Genomic DNA, 20,197 nt, shown 5'->3' with positions numbered 1-20,197 from the left:
GAACCACTAAAGTACGCATTATGCGAACCGAAAATGCAAAACGAAAATTTACGTTATCACTATAACAAAGGGGCTCAAAATGAAAAGTCAAATTAATATGAATACGGAAAACAATGATCTGTACACGAAAGTAAAAGCAGGATTTCTACTCAAAGGAACTTCTCTGCATCGGTGGTGCATAGATAATGAAGTAAAACGTCAAGCTGCTGCATTGGCTCTAAAAGGCATTTGGAATGGGCCTAAGTCATCAGAACTAAAGAGAAAAATCATTGAAGCAGCAGGGTTGTCTCTCATAGAAAATGAGTGATTAATGAGAAAGATAAAAGAGATTGTTAGCTGCCATAAGTGGTTCATTTTGAAGTCCATTAATGACTTTTACACAACAGTTCGCAAGATTCTTATTTGTAATTACTAAAATTCGAGGTCGTAATGAAATCAACCAAAGAGCAAGAAGCAAAAGACCAGATTATGGCGATCTTGCATCCGTTAAATATGTCAGAAGTTAGAAATGTGCTTGGTGCTATATCCCTATCTCTAGGACAAAAAGCTACCTTTGTTCAAAAAAGTACTCGACAGCTATCAAAAATAGAATCAGACAGAGAACTCTACGAGTTCATCATGAACTTGGATTTGGAGTTCATGACTCAGAAAGATGTTCTCAGCGCTTGTATAGCGAAATTTGGAAAGGTGAGAGCACCTTCAAGAACAGGACTTAACCGAGCCTTTAATAAACTTTTAAATCGGAAAGGTGATGAATCATGAAGAGTAAATTTCAGAACTCTGTATCAGGGTACAACCTGAAACCAACACGATTAGCACTCGACCTTCTAGAATTTATGGTCTCTCAAGGTGTTGAAGGAGCAAGCTTAAAACAGTTAGGGGATCACACAGGTATCCCTAGAGCCAGTCTTCATCGTTATTTACAAGTGCTTGTCGATAGCGGCTGGGTAGATGCAGTTGGTGGACAAAAAAACATGCTATGGAAGCCTTCAAACCATTTCATCAAACTGGCATTCAGTTACAGAAATGCAGTGCGTGAGAAAGTAAAAGCTATTGAAGCGGAGTTTAAAGATTTAACTGGTGAGGAACTATAAATGTCGGAAGAAAGCAAAGAATTAGCAGTAATGCAGCAAGCTTTAGATGATGCAAAAGAAATTAATGCTGCTGAAGCGATAAACATCTCTAACTCGGCAAATGCAAGTATCGATATTGGTATGTTCTTAGGTAGGGTTCAAATGGCGCAGTCATTTGCAATTTTCGCCGAGACCGTCAGTTTATCTGCATTAAAAGAGATCAAAGAGACCAAAGGATATAGAGAACTCAAAGGTCGAACATTGAACCTACCAGAAAATTTAGCCGACGGCGTCCAAAATGCAGTCATTCTGAAAGGTACTTGGGATGAGTTCTGTAAGCTATGTGGAACATCAAAGTCAAAAGTTGATGAAGATTTAATTAATCTGTCTTTATTCGGAGAGAGAGCACTGAAATCAATGCAAACTCTAGGCGTCACAACTAAAGATCTACGTCGCTTACGTAAGCTCCCTCAAGAAGACTTAACAACTATCGTTGAAGGTGAAGTCCTAAAGGTTCAAGATCGTGATGAAGCCCTTGAAATTATTGAAGAGTTATCAGCAAAACACCGTCAAGAGAAGCAAGCCCTTCAACAAGAAGTAAATAGCCTGACGCAAGAAAAGCAATCACATGAGCGCTTACTTGCTGACAAAGACAAGAAAATTAATAGCTTATCGAAAAAGCTCGATACACCGCTATCACTAGCTCAAACTCGCCAACAGGAAGAACAGTTAAATAGCCAGTTGCTAGAGCAACTGAATATAGCGGCTCTCGCGGTAGACAGCGGAATGGCTCGACTCTTTGATGCCATTCAAACGATTCAAGACAATGAGCACCCTATGGATATTGATCAAGCGTGTGAAGATACCTTGTTTCGTGTATTGGAGCGTTTCCTAAGCCTGTCTGGTGATATGGGGATAGCCGCTCACGTTATCGAACATCTAGAGCAATGGCATTCAGAAAGTGCATTGCTAATGGATAGCGAGGGTTAAGCCAGTATGAATGCACTTGAGCTAGAACGCGCACAATACTTAAAACACTTAATGGCGGAGCTAGATGGTGCAGGCCGTGGTGAAAAAGGCTCGATTATTCAAAGAGCGACCGAGTATCTGTGCATTTCAAAAAATAAGCTGTATCAAGAACTTGCGGCATTGGGTTGGGCATCTGGACGCAAGAAGCGCAATGATAGCGGTGAGTTGGCAATCACTCGTACTGAAGCGGAATTACTGGCTAACCTAATGCGTCAGAGTGAGCGCGACAGCGGAAAACGATTGATGACTATCCGTGACGCGATTGATATTGCCTTAGCGAACGGGCAGCTTTCACAAGATATTTCTGAATCTACGGTATTACGGGCATTTAAGCGTTTTCGCGTACACCCAAATCAGTTGAACACAATGGAAACGACAACAAGTCAACGCTCACTCTATCCTAACCACGCATGGCAATTTGATGTGTCTATCTGCGTGCTGTATTACCTCAAAGGTGGCAAAGGGTTGCGAGTCATGGCAGAAGATGAGTTCTACAAGAACAAGCCCAAAAACCTTGACCGTATCGTCAATGAGCGCGTGTTACGTTACCTTGCAACCGACCATTACAGTGGTGCTTTCTTCTTACGTTACTACGTGGCTCCAGGTGAAAACACGGAGACCATTACCAAGTTTCTGTTTGAGGCTTTTTGTGAGCGTAATACAGGTGAGTTGATGTATGGCGTCCCTCAGTTGCTGATATGGGATGCAGGCTCAGCCAACATTGCACACCAAACTCGCCATATGCTGGACATGTTGGAAGTGAAGCACATCGCCCACACGCCAGGTCGTCCTTGGGCTAAAGGTCAAGTGGAGTCCACGCACAATATTGTCGAACGCCGCTTTGAGAGTCGCTTAGCGTTTACGACGATTAACTCAATTGAAGAATTGAATCAGTATGCTGTGAAATGGTCGATGGGTTTTCAAGCGCTCAAGGCGCACTCTCGCCACAAAACAAGTCGTTTTGGACTGTGGCAGACCATCCGAACAGAGCAGCTTCGATTGATTAAAGACGTAGAGCTGGTGAAGAGCATGATGCAACAAACGAAGCCAGAGGTCAGAAAGGTACGACCTAACGAACTCAGCATTAGCTTTGCGCCTAAAGGGTATGCCTCACTCGATTATTCACTGGCTCATATTCCACACATCATTGCTGGTGACGAAGTGAAAGTGTTTGTTAACCCTTACAAGACTCCTGCTATTCGAGTGATGAGCATCGATGACATGGGTCAAGAGCACACACATGAAGCGTTACCTATTGAGCGTGATGCGGCTGGCTTCAACCTACAGGCCCCTATCATCGGCGAACAACACAAGGCGATACGTGAAACACAAACGGACATCAGCCGTAAGCGACTCGATACCGCAGCATGGGGCACCGATAACCCACGAGACATCAAGAAAGTGCGTAAAGGGCGTGTGCCTGCTTTTAATGGTGACATCAACCCGATGGCAGACATTGAGCAACAATCTGTCCCATTCTTTATGCCTCGACGCGGTACGGAAATGAGTGTGGAAGGTCAGCCATTAACCGAGCAGAAAATGACGATTATAGGGGCTTTAAACCGCTTTAAAAAAGCGTTTAACCCACGAAAAGAAGAGCTGGCGTCGGTCAGAGCGCTATTGAAGAAGCAACACCCTGACGGCCTAACCGAAAGTGAACTAAAGACATTGATTGAACTATGGGAGCAAGGCGGTAATGAATACGCTCAGAGCGCAATTAGATAGTGCTGGACTGACCATACAAGCGCTAGCTGACTATCTAGGAATGAACTATAGCACGGTACATCGAGCGGTACGGTTAAATGAACCACCTAAGCGACGCGCACAAGAATTTACAGACAAAGTAGAGGCATTCTTTGCTTCTAACGGACTAGAGGGAATAAGCGGTTGGTCAGAGGCTGCCACCAATGACCAACCAGAACCCCAGCTAGAAGAAATCAATCAGGACATCGAACTGGAGAACCAAATGTTAACACAAGAAGCAATGAAACACTTTAGGCTTTTCCGTAACCCGTTTATCAATGATATTCGTGGTGTACGTGATATTTACATGAACGAAGACAGCCGTTACGTACTGGCGGCAATGAAGGACGTCTCGCGCAACCAAGGCATTCTTGCCGTAGTGGGTGATTCTGGTGCGGGTAAGAGCGTTCTGCGCCGTTTGCTGTTGGATGATTTACATAATGATGGGGATATCTCTGTCATTCAGCCAAAAATCATTGATAAAACCCGTGCAACAGCGGCAGGGATTTGTGATGCCATTATCAACGATATTAGCAGTGAAACACCAAAGCGCAGCATGGAAGCTAAGGCTCGACAAGTTGAGCGCTTGCTTATGACGGCGTTCAAAGGTGGTCAACGTCACGTACTCATCATTGAAGAAGCACATGACTTAACCATTCCAGTTATGAAGTACCTAAAGCGTTTTTGGGAGCTGGAAGATGGGTTTTCAAAGCTGCTTGGGATCTTACTTGTTGGTCAGACGGAGTTATTTCATCGTCTTGATGAGCGTCGCCACTACGAGCTGCGTGAGTTCATTCGTCGCTGTATGGTCGTTGAGGTTCCGCCTTTAGATCACGACATCGAGGCGTATTTGAAACATAAGTTTGAACGCGCAGGTTGTGACTATGACAAAATCATGGATGCTACCGCAGCATCAGCCTTAAGAGAACGTCTCCAAACGCGCCGTAACCAATCAGGAAGCTTAGTATACCCGCAGGTAATCAACAACCTCATCACCAAAGCAATGAACCTTTGTGCTTCTCTGGATGAAGACAAAGTAAACGAAGAAATCATTAAGGAGCTGTAAGCATGAAAATTCAAGATCAAACAGAAGCCCGCGCAGTATTGATAACAGATTGGAATGCTGCTGATATTGAAGAGTTTGCTTTCAGCAACCTAGATGTACTGACTCAGTTACTTAGAAATGCTAAAGATCTTCATGACGTTGATATTGATGATTTGAGTTTTGCTTTGTCTGCTAGCGTTGAAATGTTAAGTGCAACACGTCAGGTCAAACAGCCTAAAATTACCCAATAACGGGAGGAAGTTGTGAGTATACATCGCCTAACCGCTGCTGAAAGTCATGAGTTAGCTTGTCGCGTTTCAGCCTTGGGAGCCAAGCAGGTACTTGAGCTACTAAGGATTATTCAGAATCATGCAGTTGACTCTTCAAAGCAAAAAGACACTTCTCTATCATCCAGCCATTAACTACGCCTCTATGCCCTTTTTTAAAAAGGGCATTTTTCTCTAAGACATTGTTATGTCGTTAAAAGGGAATTTGGTATGCTTTAGCATTAGAAAGTCATGAGCTTGTTACTCAGGCTTCTGCTTGCGGAGCCAACCGATTTCTGCTTCGTAAACTACAAATTCAATCGTTGGCCTTGTCGTTAGAGAATAAAGAGAGTCCCCATGAACAAACATTACGCCAGCAAACTGGCACAAGCACAGAAAACAAAGCGAGTATTTCCTTATTTAACAATTATATTAGGCCCAATGCCTGAGCCTTGTTCTATGCATGGTAAAAACAAGGATTTAGTTTTGCCTGTTGATCACCCCTACTGGACAGAGTTCCCAATGCGAGAAACAGACGATTGCAAATGTAGTATTCGTCAAATTTCGAAACATGAGTACGCAAAGTTAAAAGCTCAAGGTATTAATGAGATTCCAAATTAGCGAGTAGAGAGAAAGCTCTGGCTCTGATTGTTAGCTTTAAGTGTTTATTCAAGCATTCCTATTCGGAGAATCATCTCCGATATACTTAAGGCAATTATCAATACAAAGTAAAAGCACCTGATTGAACCTATCAATACCTCTCACATGGTGAGAAGTATGTTTCATCATAGGGGATGTGACAATTTTGGTTTATCTTGAAAAAACGTATGAATTATCTCGGCGCGGCTCATCTTCATGTTTTATATGGAGTTAACAGAACTAACCAATCTATACCATTTATATTTCAATCAGTATTGATAGATATAAATAAACAGGTACCACTGTATTTAAGGTTAGACATTGAAAGCCGACACAAAGGTGAGAAAATCATTGTCGACAACTTTTTCACACCTATAGTGAATAATGTTCGTTAAGATCAACATTCGAATTTATCGAGATTGGATAAGAATAAATGAAACGTGTACTTTTGGTAGAAGATAATCGTGAAATAGCGGGAATGTTGTTCGATTATTTTGAGTGTGCTGGCATGCAGCTGGATTATGCCGACAACGGTGAGCTAGGCTTAAAGCTGGCGATGGATAATGCGTTTGACATCATTTTGCTCGACCTCATGCTGCCGCGCATGGATGGCCTAACACTGTGCAACAAGCTGCGCGATGCGGGTAATAACACTCCGGTGTTGATGTTGACAGCACTTGATAGCCGAGACGACATGCTAAAAGGCTTCCAACACGGCGCCGACGATTACCTCACCAAACCGTTTGATCTCGATATTCTTGAAGCACGCATGACTGCATTGATTAAACGCTACCGCGGTACGGTTGCATCAACCAAACTCCAGTATGGCGAAGTGTCTATCGATCAAAAAACGCATCAAGCCTACCGTCAAGATAAGCTGTTGGCGTTGAATCCAACCACGTACACGATTCTAGAAATGCTGGTCAAAAATGCCCCCGAAGTTGTGACGCGTGAAGAAATCGCATTCCGCCTATGGCAAGAAAATGAGCCAAACAATGATGTTTTGCGCAGCCACATTTATCAACTGCGCGGTCAACTCGATAAACCCTTTGAAGAACATTTATTGAAAACCATCCCTAAAGTCGGCTTCCGCTTGGAGCCAGGTGCATGATTCGCCGCTTATTTAACAACACACAAAGCTTAACTGGACGCCTCGAACTCTTCTTCCTATTGGTGTCGATTGTGATTGGTCTGCTGTGCTTCGCACTTGTTAGTGGCGCGTTGTTGTGGTCGGAAGATCGCGTCGGTGAACGACGTATTATGATCGACAAGAAAGAAGCGATTGAGCATTTTAGGCGTCATCCTGGCGACGGAATGATCAAGCTCGATCTGCTGACAACGGCGTACAATGACATCAATCTGATCCCGCCTATCTACAAGCCTTTTTTGCAAGACAAGCAGTACTTTCTCGGTGAAGTCGGTCAAGAGCCGAACACCAGAATGATTTACATGAGCACTTTTAACCAAAATGGCGAAGAGCACCCCATCATTCTGATTTCACTCATTGATGAAATCGAAATCACCTCAACCGAGTTTGTTTATGTCATCGTAATGGTACTAGCGGTGGTAACGGCGCTTATCCTAATTTTTGGCAGCCTTTTACTGCGCCTATCGCAACGTTTGATTGAGCCAGTCAGCGCACTCAAGGTGCAGCTAGACCAACATCAAGGCGATACATCCCAAAAATTCATCGTGCCTGAAGGTTCAGCCAAAGAGTTCCAAACGTTAGCCTCTCAGCTCAATGAATATCGTAGCCAAATCAATCAGGTGATCAAACGTGAGCAAGCTTTTGCGCGATATGCCAGTCATGAGCTGAGAACGCCACTAACGGTAATGAAAGGCTCGAGCAGCCTGCTAGCCAGAAGCCCAAGCACGCCGTTTCAAGAGCGTCAGATTGGCCGTATTCAAGATGCTACTCAGCAGATGTCGACCATGGTTGATGCTTTGTTGGGTTTGGTGCGATATGAACGCAACACCGACGACAGCCCCGTTCGAACCATCTCAGAGCAAGAGCTTCACAACATCGTTGCTCTTAGCCAAGCGCAAGCCGATGAAAAGTCGTTGGAATTTAATGTACAGATATTGGGCCATCCGCAAACCAAAGCGACCACTGCAGTGCTTAACATTACGTTGAGTAACTTAATTCGCAACGGCATTGCAGCCACGCCAGCGGGAACGATTCATATCACCATGACCGATACCACACTGTCGGTGAGAGATGAAGGCGAAGGCTTCTCTTCCGTGCCTGATGCCGAAGGTCATGGTTTGGGGCTCATGATTGTGGATGATTTATGCCGACGCTATGGCTGGCAATTCACTATTGATACACATCCAAATGACGGCTGCGTGGCTACTATCGATCTTTCAACCGAGGTAACTGATGGCGAGTCGCAAGACGAAGAAATGTAGAACACAAGATCTCGATACTTTTGATCTTCATTCAATAACGGGTACACTATGCCACCTTTTTAAATGGCAAAGGTGACACGGTTTATTCCGTCAGCATCGACATGAAACTCTCAGAAAGTCCTATCACCCAACATAGCTTTAATGGGCGCAAATTTTTCCTTAAACGTGACGACATGCTCCACTCCCACTTTTCTGGGAACAAAGCACGTAAGTTTATGACGTTAATGGAAGAGCAAAATCCCGACATCACCGCGTTAATAAGCTTTGGCTCCGCTCAATCTAATGCCATGTACTCGCTAGCGGCTCTCGCCCAGATTAAAGGTTGGGCATTTGAGTTTTATGTTCATCACATTCCATCTTGGCTAAAAAGCTCCCCCATCGGAAACTATCGCGGCGCTCTCGATTTGGGTATGAAAATCACTGCCATGCAAGACATCGGTAGCGAACTCCACCCTAGTGAATACATCCACCAGGTACGAAGATTAGATGAGTCGACATTGCTTATTCCTGAGGGTGGACGTTCCCACCTCGCTGAAGCTGGCATCAAACAGTTAGCACGAGAAATTCTTGATTGGACGCGATTGAGAGGTAAAGAACAGTTTACCGTCGCCCTGCCATCAGGCACTGGCACGACCGCTTTATATCTTCATAAACATTTAAGCCCACACGGCATAGAAGTGCTAACTTGCCCTTGCGTAGGCAATGCAGATTACTTAACTGAGCAGTTCAACCAGCTCGGTGAAAACAGCCACCCAACCATTTTAACCGTGCGCAACAAACACCATTTTGGTCGCTTGTACGAAGAAGATTACATCACATGGAACGCGCTCTTTGAGCAAACCGACCTCGAATTTGACCTGTTATACGACCCGTATATGTGGCAATGCCTCACCCCTTGGTTGGAAGAGAACACAGATAAAACGGTGATTTATATTCACCAAGGCGGGTTACTTGGCAACGAGTCGATGTTGCCAAGATATCAACGAGAATTTGAATAGCGTGTTCAGATAAAGTTGTTGTTGATTCCAGTGATTACACTATTTGATGAGCGCCAGAATTTCTTTGAATTCAGGTGCTCGGCAATCTTCGACGATTTCATACAAACACATTTCTAGCCCAGTGAGCACCACACCGTTAGCGGTTAACTTCGCAAGAGCGAGCGCTTTATTGGCAGCGGTTCGGGAAGATACACAATCCGTGACTAATTCAACGCGATAACCGGACTGGCGCAGAGAAACCGCGGTTTGATAGACACAAATGTGGGATTCAATACCGCAAACCAACCAGGTATCCACTTTCGCGTTCTCCACCGCGACCTTAAACGTCGCCTCTTTGCAACCATCAAACGTGTACTTGGTAATAGGTAAATGCGTGCTTTCAAGCACTTCACGAATCGGCTCCGCGGTTGGGCCCAACCTTTCTGGATTCTGTTCTAGCCACAGAATAGGCAAATCTAGTGCTTTGGCACCCTTTACCAGTTTCGTGATATTTTCAATCAGTGCGTCGCTTTCATGCATTAATGTAGCGAGTTTGCCCTGAACATCCACCACAATCAGGCCCGTGTTTCCTTTCGATAACATTTCCATCTCCTATCTTGTGCGACCACAAACCATACCCAACAAGTTGAGCAACAGTTAATGTATCAGAACCCTTTCATGTTAGAGCAATAAAACCTAGAAAGATGACCTTCGCTCACACATTTGCCCTTAGGTAAGGTGGTTTGAACTGACTATTTGAATTTCTCTCGAATTAGCTCAATCAAGGCTTTGACTTTATTGGGCAGAAATAAGGCCGAGGGATAAATCAGAGTAAGATGCTGCTTCGGATGCGCAAATTGAGGCAGCACCTCGACCAACAAACCATCTCGCAGTGCCGGCTTGGAATGAATTTGTGGAATAAACGCGATGCCGTTGCCTGCTATCGCCATCGAACGCAGTAAATTGAGGTCGTCCGATCGTAACGCCACATGAAGCTCTGAATCGAGCAAATCGGCATTGTAACGGTTAGTTAAAAGGCGATGCTGCTTAAGATCTTCCACCGTTTTTACTGGCGGATGCGATTCTAAATACGCTTTTGATGCGACAAAGTGACTACGATAAGACAATAGACTGAACTGCACATAGCTGTCGTCGGTGACTTTGACCACGCTCGGAAGAAGCTGCAAATCAAACGATTGACGCTTGAGATCGACACTCTCTTGATGGTTTTCAATCTCGACCGAAATCTCCGGATACCGCGTTGTATACTCGGTAATGATCGCGTTAAACGCAGCAGAGCTCATCAATGCAGAAGGAATGGCTAAACGCACCTTGCCGGTCAGATCTTGCTGATATTCGTGCATGGCATTTAAACCTTGCTGAATATGATCAATAGGCTGGCCCACCAGCTCAAACAAGCGTTTTCCGTGCTCCGTTAACTCAATGCTGCGCGTAGTACGGATCAACAGTTGTACCCCGAGCGATTTCTCTAATTCTTGCAGCCGACGGCTCACTTTTGAGCGTTGCAGTTGATTCGCCTCAGCCGCTGCACTTATACCACCGTGAACCACCGTCTGAGTGAATAGGTAGATATCATCAAAACTAACGTTCATTGTCCTATTTTTAGGTCGCCTATGTTCATATTATCATTCTACTTAATTGTGACCGACTTCTCTATAATCCGTTACCCAATATGTTTAACGGAACTTGTAATGACGGCTGACCAAAAATTCAAACACTGGATGCGAACTTTGATTGTCCTGTTCATCGTACTATTTTTGTACATTATCATTGCCGACCGCCACGCCCCTTTGACAACTGAAGGCAGAGTACAAGGATACGTGGTGCAAGTCGCGCCCGAGGTATCCGGCAAAGTGACCGACGTTCTCATCGAGAACAATCAGTCCGTTCAAAAAGGTGATGTACTATTCACGATTGATGAGCGCAAATACAAGATAGCACTTGAACAGGCGAAGCTGTCTCTGCAATCCGCTTATGAAAAAGAAGCAACGCTGTATTCGCAACGTGAAGCAGCGCTAGCGAATATTGCCCGCGCACAAGCGACATTTGATAATGCGCACCGCGAATACGACCGCTTACTGACGCTATCGAAACAGAAAGTCATCTCTCAATCAACGCTCGACAATGCCTTTGCCCAAAATCAGGTATCACGCGCGGCTCTTAAAGCGGAACGACAAAACTTAAAAGTGATCGAGGCGCAATTAGGTGCGCAAAAAGGCCAAAGCACCGCCGTCCGAATTGCCAAGAATGGCATCGAAAAGGCGCAACTGGATTTGGCGAACACCGCGGTACTCGCTCCAAGCGACGGTGTGGTCACGAACCTGCAATTAGAAGTGGGCACGATGGCAAACACCAACATGCCATTGCTGACGTTTGTACCAACCGGTTCACTTTGGGTTGCCGCTGATTTTCGTGAAAAATCCGTCGCGAACGTAGACAAGACTTATCACGCCTTGGTCACATTTGATGCCAACCCAGGTTCGGTGTACGACTTTGATTTAGCTAGCCGCGATTACGGTGTAGCAGCCGCACAACAAACGCCTAATGGCGCACTAACCAAAGTGGAAGTGAACAACCGCTGGGTACGCGATGCGCAGCGCACACGAGTGAACCTAACCAGCAGCGAAGAGTTACCACCAGCACTGTTTGTCGGCTCTCGCGCTACCATTGTTTTGTACCCAGACAACAACATTTTCTGGCAGTGGATGGCGCAAGCACAGATTCACCTCGCAAGCTGGTTCCACTTCATTTACTAGGCGGCGACAATGAAAACCTTACGAATTTGGTTCGGCTGCTCTTTAGGGCTTGCGCTAAGCATGGTCTTCGGTTGGTCTTACGGATTTTTTGCCATCATGATGCCGCTGTTTATATTGGGCAGAATGGACAACTTTAATCTTTCGGCTCTATTGATCGTGTTTTTCTCTGCGGTGTGGACAACCATACAAGCCACATTTTTGCTGGAATACTTGCAGTTTCATCCAACATTAATGACCATTGCCGTCGGGATCATGATGCTGTTCAAGTGCATTGCAATGATGAACCAGAAAACCTATTTGTTTGGTTACATGGGGCTGTTGGTGGGTTCAATTGTGTTGAACTTTGCCAGCTATAACTTCATGGATATTGAAGAGTTCAACGTCAACATGTGGGTGATGGCGTTCAGCAATATTTTTGTTTGCGCATTCGCGTATTGGTTGTTCCCGGAGCCAAAATCCCCCGCCGAGCACATTGAGATGTCGACCCCAGTGAAAAGCGATATTGACTACATCAGCCAAGTTGCCATGGGTTGGGTGGTGGCGATGGCGGCATTTATCGTATTCCAAGTGGCGGACTTATATGACTCGCTATCCGCGCAAGCCTCCATTTTGATCATCCTAACTCCAATGACTTTAGCGGGCTCGCTCGCCATGGCAAAAATTCGCATCATCGGCACCGCATTAGGCTGCATCGCGGGGATGGCCGTTCAGCTGATATTGGGCAGTTGGTATGGACATGGCCTACTCTTTTGGCTCGCCTTTACCATTGCAATGGGGCCATTCTGCTTGTGGCTCACCAAGGGGCAAATTAAAGCGGCTATCGCGTTTTCTGCCATGTCTGCCCTATCGGTTCCGCTGACGACCTCATTGGTGCCAGAACAAAAAGACGCGTTCTTTTCGATCTTGTACCGTTTCAGCTCGATTTTCGTTGCGGTTCTGCTCACCGCTATGGTGATGTGGGTAGTGCATCACTGGATACGTGTGATGTTGCTAAAGCATCCCGAAGTTCGACAGCTAGAAATGAACTAGCGCGAACTTACAGCGTCTGTTTTAAGAAAAAACCAAGAACCGAGCTCTTGGTTTTTTTGTTTATCTAAGGGGGAAATTTTTGAATAACTTAAACAGAAAGCTCTTTACGAATAATCTCTGCGCCTGCACTTAGCGCATTGAGCTTAGCGGTTGATACTTCACGAGACAAAGGCGCCATACCGCAATTGGTACATGGGTAAAGTTTGTCGGCATCAACGTACTTCAATGCCTCTCGCAGTGTGTTCGCCACTTCTTCTGGCGTTTCAATTTCGTTGATTGCAACGTCAATCGCACCAACCATCACTTTCTTACCGCGAATCAACTCAAGCAACTCAATAGGCACTCGTGAGTTATGACATTCGAGCGAGATAATATCGATATTAGACTGCTGCAATTTCGGAAATACTTCTTCGTATTGTCGCCATTCAGTGCCTAGCGTTTGCTTCCAATCCGTGTTTGCTTTGATGCCGTAGCCATAGCAGATGTGCACCGCCGTTTCACATTTCAGCCCTTCAATCGCACGCTCTAAACATGCAATGCCCCACTCGTTCACATCATCGAAGAACACATTGAACGCAGGCTCATCAAATTGGATAATGTCGACACCTGCCGCTTCAAGCTCTTTCGCTTCTTGATTGAGGATCTTCGCAAATTCCCAAGCCAGCTTCTCACGGCTACCGTAATGATCATCATAAAGCGTGTCGATCATCGTCATAGGGCCCGGCAACGCCCACTTGATAGGTTGCTTAGTTTGCTGACGCAAGAACTTGGCATCTTCAACAAACACGGGCTTTGTGCGGCTTACGGGGCCAACCACCGTCGGCACACTTGCTTCATAACGGTTACGAATGGTCACCGTTTTACGGTTTTCAAAATCTACGCCGCTTAAATGCTCAATAAAGGTCGTCACAAAATGTTGGCGAGTTTGCTCGCCATCACTGACGATATCAACGCCTGCCAGTTCTTGTTCTTGCAAAGCGATACGTAGCGCATCGCGTTTGCCATCAATCAGTTCTTCACCTTGCAGTTTCCACGGTGACCAAAGTTTTTCTGGTTCGGCCAGCCAAGAAGGTTTCGGTAAGCTGCCAGCCGTTGAAGTCGGTAATAGTGTTTTCATCGTCATTCCTTTCTAGATTCTCGTTATAGATTACGCGTAGCTTGCAGACCATTGTTCAAGCACAGATTGATAAGGTTTGATGAAATGCTCCTCGGCAAATTTCCCTTGTTCAATCGCCAGTCGACTGCGCTCTTCTCGGTCGTAAACGATTTGAGTTAGCGAGTGGTCTAGGTTTTTTAGGTTTGGCTGGTAGCAATTACCGGCAACCGCGTTGGCATTGTAAATCTCAGGTCGGTAAATCTTCTGGAATGTCTCCATCGTGCTTATCGTGCTGATAAGCTCTAGGTTTGAGTAGTCGTTCAGCAAGTCACCGAAGAAATAGAATGCTAATGGTGCGACACTGTTTGGTGGCATAAAGTAGCGCACCTGTAAGCCCATCTTTTTGAAGTACTGCTCCGTCAACGAAGATTCGTTCGGCTGATATTCAAAGCCCAAAACAGGATGTTGATTTTCGGTGCGTCGGTATACTTTGTTGTCCGATACGCTCAAACAAATCACAGGCAGCTTTTTGAAATGCTGTTTGTAAGACTCAGAATTAACGAAAGCTTTGAACAGTTTGCCATGCAAATCACCGAAGTTAGCTGGGATGCTGAAACGTGGCTGGTTTTTGTTGTGGTCCAACAGCAAAACGCTAAAGTCGTAATCACGAACGTATGAAGAGAAGTTGTTGCCCACAATGCCTTCGATGCGCTCGTTAGTGTTGTGGTCAACAATGTTGGTTTTAAGCACTTCAATCGATGGGAAGGCTTCGCCACTGCCTTGGATATCCATATCAACAGAGATGATTTCAAGCTCTATTGAGTAGCGGTCACCTTGCGCATTATCCCAATGTGCCAACGCATTAAAACGATTGTCGATCATTCGGAGTGCATTGCGCAGATTCTCTCGGCGGTAGTTTCCGCGAGCCAGATTAGCGAAGTTGGTAGTGATTCGCGTGTTGTCTGATGGTTGGTAATTCTCATCAAAACGAATGCTTTTGATAGCAAATGTGAAATCGTTATTCATCGTGAGTTGGTATCCTATTTCCTTAGATAAAGCAGACTTTTCCTAACTCTGTACATGGGGATATTTTTGTTTTTGGTTTTCCCAATCGTTAGGTTACGCAGCGTTCACGACGAACAGTTCGTACTAAAAACGGTAGTCGCAGTGCCTAACACCAGAGCTGTCCGTTTTTTATACTTGCTTCACGAGTTGAATAATATTGGTATTGTTTCACTTTGAACATGAAAGAAATTCATGACTAGAGAAATGGACCTACGCATACTTCCATTCTTTGCGGTTTCACTTGAAACTCGCAACTTCACCGAGTTGCTCTACATATTCAAACAAGACTCAAGCAAATCGTTTTCTAAACTCTCGCGGAGTTAAACCAATGACGTTTATGAAAACCTTCCTACATGCGCTCGTATCCTCGTAACCAACTTGATGGCTTATAGAACCAAAGGAATGCTGTGTGCTTTCTAACAAATCACATGCGCTCTGAATTCTAAGACGCTGCAAGTATTGATTAGGGTTGTATCCTGTCGCTTTCAAAAATCGTCGTTGCATCGTGCGTTCAGTAAGGTTGGCTTGTTTTGCTAACCGCTTTATGGACAAAGGCTCTGCATAGCGCTGATGCATGATTTGTTGAATGGAAACAATCGCATAATCACCGTGAGAAAACGATGGATGAAACTGTTGGTAGTAGCTTTGCGCTCGCTGAGCGGTATCAATAACCAGCGTTTTTCCAAGCTGACGCACAACACCCGGCGAAGCGTATTTCGCGATCAGCTCAAAGCCAAGGTCTAACCATGACATCATCCCACCCGCCGTTACTATGTCACCGTGATTGATCAATATCTTATTGCTATCCAGCGCAATGCTAGGAAAGGCTTGGGAGAATGTTTCCGCCAATGCCCAATGGGTTGTGACCTCTCTCGAATCGATCAAATTGGTTGCGGCAAGAATGAATACTCCTGCACATGCAGAAGATAACACCGCCCCTTGTGAGTAGTGCGCTTTAAGCCATCGAATCAACGCTTCATCAGGAGCTAAATAGTAATTATCAAGTGACGCAGGTGGCAGGAAAACAACCGTTAGTCGTTCTTCTGTTAGGTCTGTATGCGGAATTAAAATCGGCTCAAACACAACCTCAATGTTCTGTTCCTTACATATTCTGTTGGCCAGTAAAAACATCTCTTCAAAGCCATAAACTGCCGACTTCAATACTGAGGGATACTTGCAGATTCCAATCGTTATTTTGATCATCTTTAATTTGTCGTTTTTGACTTCTTTTATGTCATTTTAGACTCTAAAAATAATGCAGCAAGTTACTCATAATTTGGCAAGACGTGAACCAAAATCAGCAGGAATTGAACATGAGCAACAGCGCATTACTTGTAATCGATATACAAAACGACTATTTCCCGAATGGCCGATTTCCTTTGTGGAATACCGAGACCACTCTGGACAACATTAAGAAGTTGATGGCGAAAGCCAAAGCACAAGATATCCCGATATTCCTTGTTCAACATGTATCTTCGGCCCCTAAAGGGAAAGCGCCTTTCTTTGAGGAAGGCAGTGTTGGTGTGGAGATTCATCCCGACATCATCTCAATATGTCCTGACGCCGAGATCATTCAAAAACAGCACGCTGACAGTTTTTATCAAACGGACCTCGAACAAGCACTAGAAAGGAACGGCGTAGATGAGTTGTTGATCTGCGGAATGATGACGCAAAATTGCGTGACACATACGGCAATTTCAAAAGCAGCGGAAAAATACAACGTTTCCATTATTGAAGATTGTTGTACGACGACCGATCAAATGATTCATAACATTGCTTTAAGTGCGGTATCTATTCGAGTACCTCTATTAGCTTCTTCCGACGTACTTTCAAAATAAACGCCCAACAAAAAATTAACCGGTATCATTCGCCCGTTAGCTCTCATACCAATCGAACTTAGGCAGTTATGGTATCAGCATCCATAGCTGCCCAAATTCAAATCATCGATCTTATTTAGCTTAGCAGTGAGAAATTGCGTTCTCCTTCTCTACCGGCGCTCTATCCGAAATCACCTTGCCATCTTTGATAGTGATGATGCGCTTGGTGCGTTCTGCGAGGGCGTTATCGTGCGTCACGATGATCAATGTTCTGCCTTCAGCGTGAAGTTGATTGAACAAGGCTTCAATCTCTGCGCCGGATTTTGAATCCAATGCCCCCGTTGGTTCATCCGCTAAGATGATTTGCGGATCGTTGACCAAGGCTCTTGCAATCGCGACCCTCTGTTTTTGACCGCCAGAAAGCTGGTTTGGTTTATGGTCTAAACGATCCCCTAGCCCGACTTGCTCTAGCAATTTAGCTGCGCGCTGGCGACGTTCTTTGGCTTTGATACCAGAGTAAACCAACGGCAGTGCCACGTTATCAAGCGCCGTCGCGTATTCCAATAAGTTAAAGCTTTGGAAGACAAATCCGATCTTTTGGTTACGAATGCCAGCCAGCTCATTCGCACTTAAACTTGCGACGTTTTGGCCGCCAAGTTGGTACTCGCCATCGGTGGGCTTATCTAAACAGCCGAGCATGTTCATCAACGTTGATTTGCCTGAACCGGACGGGCCAAGAATCGAAAGAAACTCGCCTTGATTAATGGTTAAGTCAACGCCGTCTAGCGCGCGAACTTCCGCCTCCCCGCTTGAGTAGTATTTACAGATGTTGGTCAGCTCAACAAGCGGCTTGTTCGACATGTTCTTTCCAGAGTTATTGTTGTTATTCACTTTGTAGCGCCTCCAACGGGCTGACTTTTGCGGCTCGGTTTGCAGGTAACCATGCAGATGCCACACCAATGATCACTAAGGTGAGGATGACAATCGCGACAACGACCCACGACAACTCAGGGACAGGTTTACCCAGTTGTTCATAAAAAGCATTGCCCTCTAAAGGAATGGAACTGATGGCAGACACCAGCGCGTACGTCACGCCTAAGCCAAGCGCGCCCCCCATCATCATTGTCAATAAAGACTGCACTAAATAGTGCATGCGAATAGCCGTTGGGGTTGCACCGACTGCCATGCGCACACCGATATCACGCGTAGATCGCTTTACGGTGGCATACATCACATTGGCAATGCCGACGCCAGCAACAGCTAACGTCACGAAGCCGATAATGCCAAGAAAACTCTGCAAACCTATCAGAAACTGCTGCATACTCTTTTGCTTAAGGAACATATCATCGACTTGGACGACCTGTTCATCACTGACACTTGCCCCGTGTTTACGGGCAATCACTTGCCTGATCGTCTTTGCTAAGGCTTCTCGGTCTACATCGGCTTGTGGTTGCACATTGATGCCACCAATTTCACCGTTGACATGAAATCGCTTCCACGTCGCTAACGGCACAAAGCTGGAATAGTTGATAAGATCCCCCTGTTCTATTTGGGCGCTGTTTTTCTCCAATACGCCCACAACGGTGAACTCCTCATTGCCGATTTTTACCTTTTTCCCCACAGGGTTGACTTGCAATGTGACTGTCGCAAACCAACTAAAGTCCTCATTCGGGTTGAATAAGTCGGCTGCCAGTTCATAACCCAGTACAACGACTTTGCGCGTCTCTTTTTGATCGAGTGGATTTAACCATCGTCCCCCCGCCATCGGCACCAAATTAGTCATGGATTGAAACTCGCTCGTGACCGCTAAGGGCTCTTGCCACGAGCTTCTGTCACCAACGGTGATGCGCTCTTTCCACTTCGCAGTTGGCGCAACACTTTTTACATCGGGTAACGCTCGAACGACCTCTGAATCGTCCATTTTTAATGTCAGAAATTTACCTTGGTGAAAAGCACCATGGTCGACGGTGGCCATCCCTCCGGTCAAATAAATCAAGTTGCCGTTACCATTTTGTGCGGTTTTCAATACGCCCTGACGAATACCCTCACCTACCGCCAACATAGCAGCAATACAGAGGGTCGCCCACGCTACAGCCAGAATAGTCAAACCCAATCTCAGCTTTTCTGCGGCCATTTCTTGGAAAATTTGTCTCATCGGTAACAACATGACTAGGCCCTCGCACTCAAAGCAATGACTGGCGTGAGACGCGATGCTCGCCTTGCTGGGAAATACGATGCCATCAATGCCAAGATAAGTGTCACAAGTAAAGACCAAGCAATGGAATCTGGCGTGATCACAGGCAAACCAATCCATTCCGGTAATGCCATGCTGCTTAGGACAGACACCACTGCATACGAAAACATCAGACCTAATGCCGTGCCCACAGCTACCAAAATAAGCCCTTCAAGAATAAACTGACTGAGTATGGATTTTTGAGTCGCCCCGATCGCCAAACGCACACCGATTTCACGCGTGCGCTCCGTGACAGATAAAAACATGATGTTGGCAACGCCAAGCGCACCGACCGCCATGGTCATCGCGCCACTCGCTCCGAGAAAAATCTGAATGCCACGCAAAATTCCACTGATGACCGCCGCACCTTCACTAAAATCGGGTAATTCGACCGCATCTTTATCACTTGGGTCAAAATGAAGCTGCTTGGCGAAAAAGTTCACGATATTTTGTCGAAACGACGGTGCATCCATCCCGTCTCTCGGCTTCATCAATACCATCCAAGGTTTCGCATCCCACAAATCGCGGTACGTTGTTTGAGGAATGAAAACCGTGCGGCTATCGCCGAATGAAATGCCAGTGTCCTCACCGACGGTTATCCCAATCACCAAAAACGGAATGCCGTTGACTTTGAGCCTATCCCCGATTTGGATTCCGCCCATTTGCGCAATTTGATCGCCTAACACCGCCACGCGAGTGTGGTTGTCCATATCACTTGGTGACAGGTTTCTCGAACCGGATTGCAGCTTGCGTTGCATTAAAGGAAAGTAAGACGTATCAATACCGCTAACCGTACTCGATAAGTTCTGTCCTTTGAGATTGGTGATATTCGCATCCCATTTGGCGTAAACGCTCGACGCCTGTTGCACGAAGCCCGACTGTTTGATCATGTCGACTTTTTCTTGTGGAATATCAATTTGTCGTCTTGAAGGTAACCCTTGCCACGGTTTACTGGTACTCGACGGAAACACCACTTGCACATTGTTGATCATAAATGAA

At 45.5% G+C, this 20,197-nt stretch carries 22 protein-coding genes; 14 read left to right on the top strand and 8 right to left on the bottom strand.

All coding sequences use genetic code 11. The features are described 5' to 3' along the window. Positions 1 to 79 precede the first annotated feature (79 nt). From OU793_RS17815 to OU793_RS17765, 11 genes are all read left to right on the top strand, one after another. Positions 80 to 307 (top strand): hypothetical protein, encoded by a 228-nt coding sequence (locus tag OU793_RS17815; protein ID WP_159404063.1) that lies wholly within the window; start codon positions 80 to 82, stop codon positions 305 to 307. 122 nt (positions 308 to 429) lie between these two features. Further along, the gene (locus tag OU793_RS17810; RefSeq protein ID WP_159404062.1) at positions 430 to 762 is read left to right on the top strand and encodes a primosomal protein; all 333 of its coding nucleotides are present in this window, start codon (positions 430 to 432) and stop codon (positions 760 to 762) included. Beyond that, positions 759 to 1,094 carry a helix-turn-helix domain-containing protein gene (locus tag OU793_RS17805; protein ID WP_159404061.1) on the top strand — a complete coding sequence of 112 codons (336 nt, stop codon included), beginning with the start codon at positions 759 to 761 and terminating at the stop codon, positions 1,092 to 1,094. The genes OU793_RS17810 and OU793_RS17805 overlap by 4 nt, the downstream gene beginning before the upstream one ends. Beyond that, on the top strand, positions 1,095 to 2,063 hold the full coding sequence (locus tag OU793_RS17800) for a MarR family transcriptional regulator (RefSeq protein WP_159404060.1): 969 nt from the start codon (positions 1,095 to 1,097) through the stop codon (positions 2,061 to 2,063). A gap of 6 nt (positions 2,064 to 2,069) precedes the next feature. Further along, complete coding sequence (locus OU793_RS17795; protein WP_159404059.1) at positions 2,070 to 3,827, top strand: DDE-type integrase/transposase/recombinase; 1,758 nt, start codon at positions 2,070 to 2,072, stop codon at positions 3,825 to 3,827. Further along, positions 3,799 to 4,911 carry an ExeA family protein gene (locus OU793_RS17790; RefSeq protein WP_159404058.1) on the top strand — a complete coding sequence of 371 codons (1,113 nt, stop codon included), beginning with the start codon at positions 3,799 to 3,801 and terminating at the stop codon, positions 4,909 to 4,911. The genes OU793_RS17795 and OU793_RS17790 overlap by 29 nt, the downstream gene beginning before the upstream one ends. A gap of 2 nt (positions 4,912 to 4,913) precedes the next feature. Next, positions 4,914 to 5,141 (top strand): hypothetical protein, encoded by a 228-nt coding sequence (locus tag OU793_RS17785; protein WP_159404057.1) that lies wholly within the window; start codon positions 4,914 to 4,916, stop codon positions 5,139 to 5,141. A gap of 372 nt (positions 5,142 to 5,513) precedes the next feature. Next, positions 5,514 to 5,777 (top strand): regulator of ribonuclease activity A, encoded by a 264-nt coding sequence (locus tag OU793_RS17780; RefSeq protein ID WP_159404056.1) that lies wholly within the window; start codon positions 5,514 to 5,516, stop codon positions 5,775 to 5,777. A 451-nt stretch (positions 5,778 to 6,228) separates the two neighbouring features. Further along, positions 6,229 to 6,906 carry a response regulator transcription factor gene (locus OU793_RS17775; protein ID WP_005457963.1) on the top strand — a complete coding sequence of 226 codons (678 nt, stop codon included), beginning with the start codon at positions 6,229 to 6,231 and terminating at the stop codon, positions 6,904 to 6,906. Beyond that, positions 6,903 to 8,204, top strand: a complete 1,302-nt coding sequence (locus OU793_RS17770; protein WP_140103528.1) for a HAMP domain-containing sensor histidine kinase — start codon at positions 6,903 to 6,905, stop codon at positions 8,202 to 8,204. The genes OU793_RS17775 and OU793_RS17770 overlap by 4 nt, the downstream gene beginning before the upstream one ends. Positions 8,205 to 8,305: 101 nt before the next feature. Beyond that, positions 8,306 to 9,202 carry a 1-aminocyclopropane-1-carboxylate deaminase/D-cysteine desulfhydrase gene (locus OU793_RS17765; RefSeq protein ID WP_140103527.1) on the top strand — a complete coding sequence of 299 codons (897 nt, stop codon included), beginning with the start codon at positions 8,306 to 8,308 and terminating at the stop codon, positions 9,200 to 9,202. Positions 9,203 to 9,241: 39 nt separating this feature from the next. Here the strand turns inward: OU793_RS17765 and OU793_RS17760 are convergent, their stop codons facing one another. Then, positions 9,242 to 9,784 (bottom strand): hydrolase, encoded by a 543-nt coding sequence (locus tag OU793_RS17760; protein WP_029808663.1) that lies wholly within the window; start codon positions 9,782 to 9,784, stop codon positions 9,242 to 9,244. A 149-nt stretch (positions 9,785 to 9,933) separates the two neighbouring features. After that, on the bottom strand, positions 9,934 to 10,794 hold the full coding sequence (locus OU793_RS17755; RefSeq protein ID WP_159404055.1) for a LysR family transcriptional regulator: 861 nt from the start codon (positions 10,792 to 10,794) through the stop codon (positions 9,934 to 9,936). A 99-nt stretch (positions 10,795 to 10,893) separates the two neighbouring features. Here OU793_RS17755 and OU793_RS17750 point away from each other — a divergent pair, with 99 nt between their 5' ends. Together OU793_RS17750 and OU793_RS17745 are read left to right on the top strand one after the other, a co-directional pair. Further along, a complete protein-coding gene (locus OU793_RS17750; RefSeq protein WP_140103525.1) occupies positions 10,894 to 11,958 on the top strand; it encodes an HlyD family secretion protein in 1,065 nt (354 codons plus the stop codon). 9 nt (positions 11,959 to 11,967) lie between these two features. Beyond that, positions 11,968 to 12,987 (top strand): DUF2955 domain-containing protein, encoded by a 1,020-nt coding sequence (locus OU793_RS17745; RefSeq protein ID WP_140103524.1) that lies wholly within the window; start codon positions 11,968 to 11,970, stop codon positions 12,985 to 12,987. A gap of 88 nt (positions 12,988 to 13,075) precedes the next feature. Here the strand turns inward: OU793_RS17745 and OU793_RS17740 are convergent, their stop codons facing one another. From OU793_RS17740 to OU793_RS17730, 3 genes are all read right to left on the bottom strand, one after another. Then, positions 13,076 to 14,104, bottom strand: a complete 1,029-nt coding sequence (locus OU793_RS17740) for a methionine synthase (RefSeq protein WP_140103523.1) — start codon at positions 14,102 to 14,104, stop codon at positions 13,076 to 13,078. A gap of 30 nt (positions 14,105 to 14,134) precedes the next feature. Then, positions 14,135 to 15,109: a DUF1852 domain-containing protein gene (locus OU793_RS17735; protein WP_140103522.1), complete on the bottom strand. Its 975-nt coding sequence runs from the start codon at positions 15,107 to 15,109 to the stop codon at positions 14,135 to 14,137. A gap of 327 nt (positions 15,110 to 15,436) precedes the next feature. After that, the gene (locus tag OU793_RS17730) at positions 15,437 to 16,351 is read right to left on the bottom strand and encodes a GlxA family transcriptional regulator (RefSeq protein WP_274647815.1); all 915 of its coding nucleotides are present in this window, start codon (positions 16,349 to 16,351) and stop codon (positions 15,437 to 15,439) included. A gap of 110 nt (positions 16,352 to 16,461) precedes the next feature. On the opposite strand from OU793_RS17730, the gene OU793_RS17725 reads away from it, so the two are divergent. Continuing rightward, positions 16,462 to 16,986: a cysteine hydrolase family protein gene (locus tag OU793_RS17725; protein WP_140103520.1), complete on the top strand. Its 525-nt coding sequence runs from the start codon at positions 16,462 to 16,464 to the stop codon at positions 16,984 to 16,986. A 120-nt stretch (positions 16,987 to 17,106) separates the two neighbouring features. Here OU793_RS17725 and OU793_RS17720 read toward each other — a convergent pair whose 3' ends face one another. The 3 genes from OU793_RS17720 to OU793_RS17710 form a co-directional block, all read right to left on the bottom strand. After that, positions 17,107 to 17,826 carry an ABC transporter ATP-binding protein gene (locus OU793_RS17720; protein WP_079855931.1) on the bottom strand — a complete coding sequence of 240 codons (720 nt, stop codon included), beginning with the start codon at positions 17,824 to 17,826 and terminating at the stop codon, positions 17,107 to 17,109. Between the two features lie 22 nt (positions 17,827 to 17,848). Beyond that, positions 17,849 to 19,132, bottom strand: coding sequence for an ABC transporter permease (locus OU793_RS17715; protein WP_021484932.1), 1,284 nt, complete (start codon positions 19,130 to 19,132; stop codon positions 17,849 to 17,851). A gap of 2 nt (positions 19,133 to 19,134) precedes the next feature. Further along, positions 19,135 to 20,197 (bottom strand): ABC transporter permease (locus tag OU793_RS17710; protein WP_274647814.1); only part of this gene is annotated, 1,063 nt, incomplete at its 5' end.

This window comes from Vibrio sp. VP6 (assembly GCF_028823755.1).
In the GTDB taxonomy this organism is placed as follows: Bacteria; Pseudomonadota; Gammaproteobacteria; order Enterobacterales; family Vibrionaceae; genus Vibrio; species Vibrio parahaemolyticus.
This window is presented reverse-complemented; position numbering and strand designations above follow the sequence as displayed.

What these genes read in the sequence shown, in the direction of transcription:
- OU793_RS17815 (WP_159404063.1), top strand. Translation starts at nt 80, where the DNA reads ATGAAAAGTCAAATTAATATGAATACGGAAAACAATGATCTGTACACG.
- OU793_RS17810 (WP_159404062.1), top strand. Translation starts at nt 430, where the DNA reads ATGAAATCAACCAAAGAGCAAGAAGCAAAAGACCAGATTATGGCGATC.
- OU793_RS17805 (WP_159404061.1), top strand. Translation starts at nt 759, where the DNA reads ATGAAGAGTAAATTTCAGAACTCTGTATCAGGGTACAACCTGAAACCA.
- OU793_RS17800 (WP_159404060.1), top strand. Translation starts at nt 1,095, where the DNA reads ATGTCGGAAGAAAGCAAAGAATTAGCAGTAATGCAGCAAGCTTTAGAT.
- OU793_RS17795 (WP_159404059.1), top strand. Translation starts at nt 2,070, where the DNA reads ATGAATGCACTTGAGCTAGAACGCGCACAATACTTAAAACACTTAATG.
- OU793_RS17790 (WP_159404058.1), top strand. Translation starts at nt 3,799, where the DNA reads ATGAATACGCTCAGAGCGCAATTAGATAGTGCTGGACTGACCATACAA.
- OU793_RS17785 (WP_159404057.1), top strand. Translation starts at nt 4,914, where the DNA reads ATGAAAATTCAAGATCAAACAGAAGCCCGCGCAGTATTGATAACAGAT.
- OU793_RS17780 (WP_159404056.1), top strand. Translation starts at nt 5,514, where the DNA reads ATGAACAAACATTACGCCAGCAAACTGGCACAAGCACAGAAAACAAAG.
- OU793_RS17775 (WP_005457963.1), top strand. Translation starts at nt 6,229, where the DNA reads ATGAAACGTGTACTTTTGGTAGAAGATAATCGTGAAATAGCGGGAATG.
- OU793_RS17770 (WP_140103528.1), top strand. Translation starts at nt 6,903, where the DNA reads ATGATTCGCCGCTTATTTAACAACACACAAAGCTTAACTGGACGCCTC.
- OU793_RS17765 (WP_140103527.1), top strand. Translation starts at nt 8,306, where the DNA reads ATGAAACTCTCAGAAAGTCCTATCACCCAACATAGCTTTAATGGGCGC.
- OU793_RS17760 (WP_029808663.1), bottom strand. Translation starts at nt 9,784, where the DNA reads ATGTTATCGAAAGGAAACACGGGCCTGATTGTGGTGGATGTTCAGGGC.
- OU793_RS17755 (WP_159404055.1), bottom strand. Translation starts at nt 10,794, where the DNA reads ATGAACGTTAGTTTTGATGATATCTACCTATTCACTCAGACGGTGGTT.
- OU793_RS17750 (WP_140103525.1), top strand. Translation starts at nt 10,894, where the DNA reads ATGACGGCTGACCAAAAATTCAAACACTGGATGCGAACTTTGATTGTC.
- OU793_RS17745 (WP_140103524.1), top strand. Translation starts at nt 11,968, where the DNA reads ATGAAAACCTTACGAATTTGGTTCGGCTGCTCTTTAGGGCTTGCGCTA.
- OU793_RS17740 (WP_140103523.1), bottom strand. Translation starts at nt 14,104, where the DNA reads ATGAAAACACTATTACCGACTTCAACGGCTGGCAGCTTACCGAAACCT.
- OU793_RS17735 (WP_140103522.1), bottom strand. Translation starts at nt 15,109, where the DNA reads ATGAATAACGATTTCACATTTGCTATCAAAAGCATTCGTTTTGATGAG.
- OU793_RS17730 (WP_274647815.1), bottom strand. Translation starts at nt 16,351, where the DNA reads ATGATCAAAATAACGATTGGAATCTGCAAGTATCCCTCAGTATTGAAG.
- OU793_RS17725 (WP_140103520.1), top strand. Translation starts at nt 16,462, where the DNA reads ATGAGCAACAGCGCATTACTTGTAATCGATATACAAAACGACTATTTC.
- OU793_RS17720 (WP_079855931.1), bottom strand. Translation starts at nt 17,826, where the DNA reads ATGTCGAACAAGCCGCTTGTTGAGCTGACCAACATCTGTAAATACTAC.
- OU793_RS17715 (WP_021484932.1), bottom strand. Translation starts at nt 19,132, where the DNA reads ATGTTGTTACCGATGAGACAAATTTTCCAAGAAATGGCCGCAGAAAAG.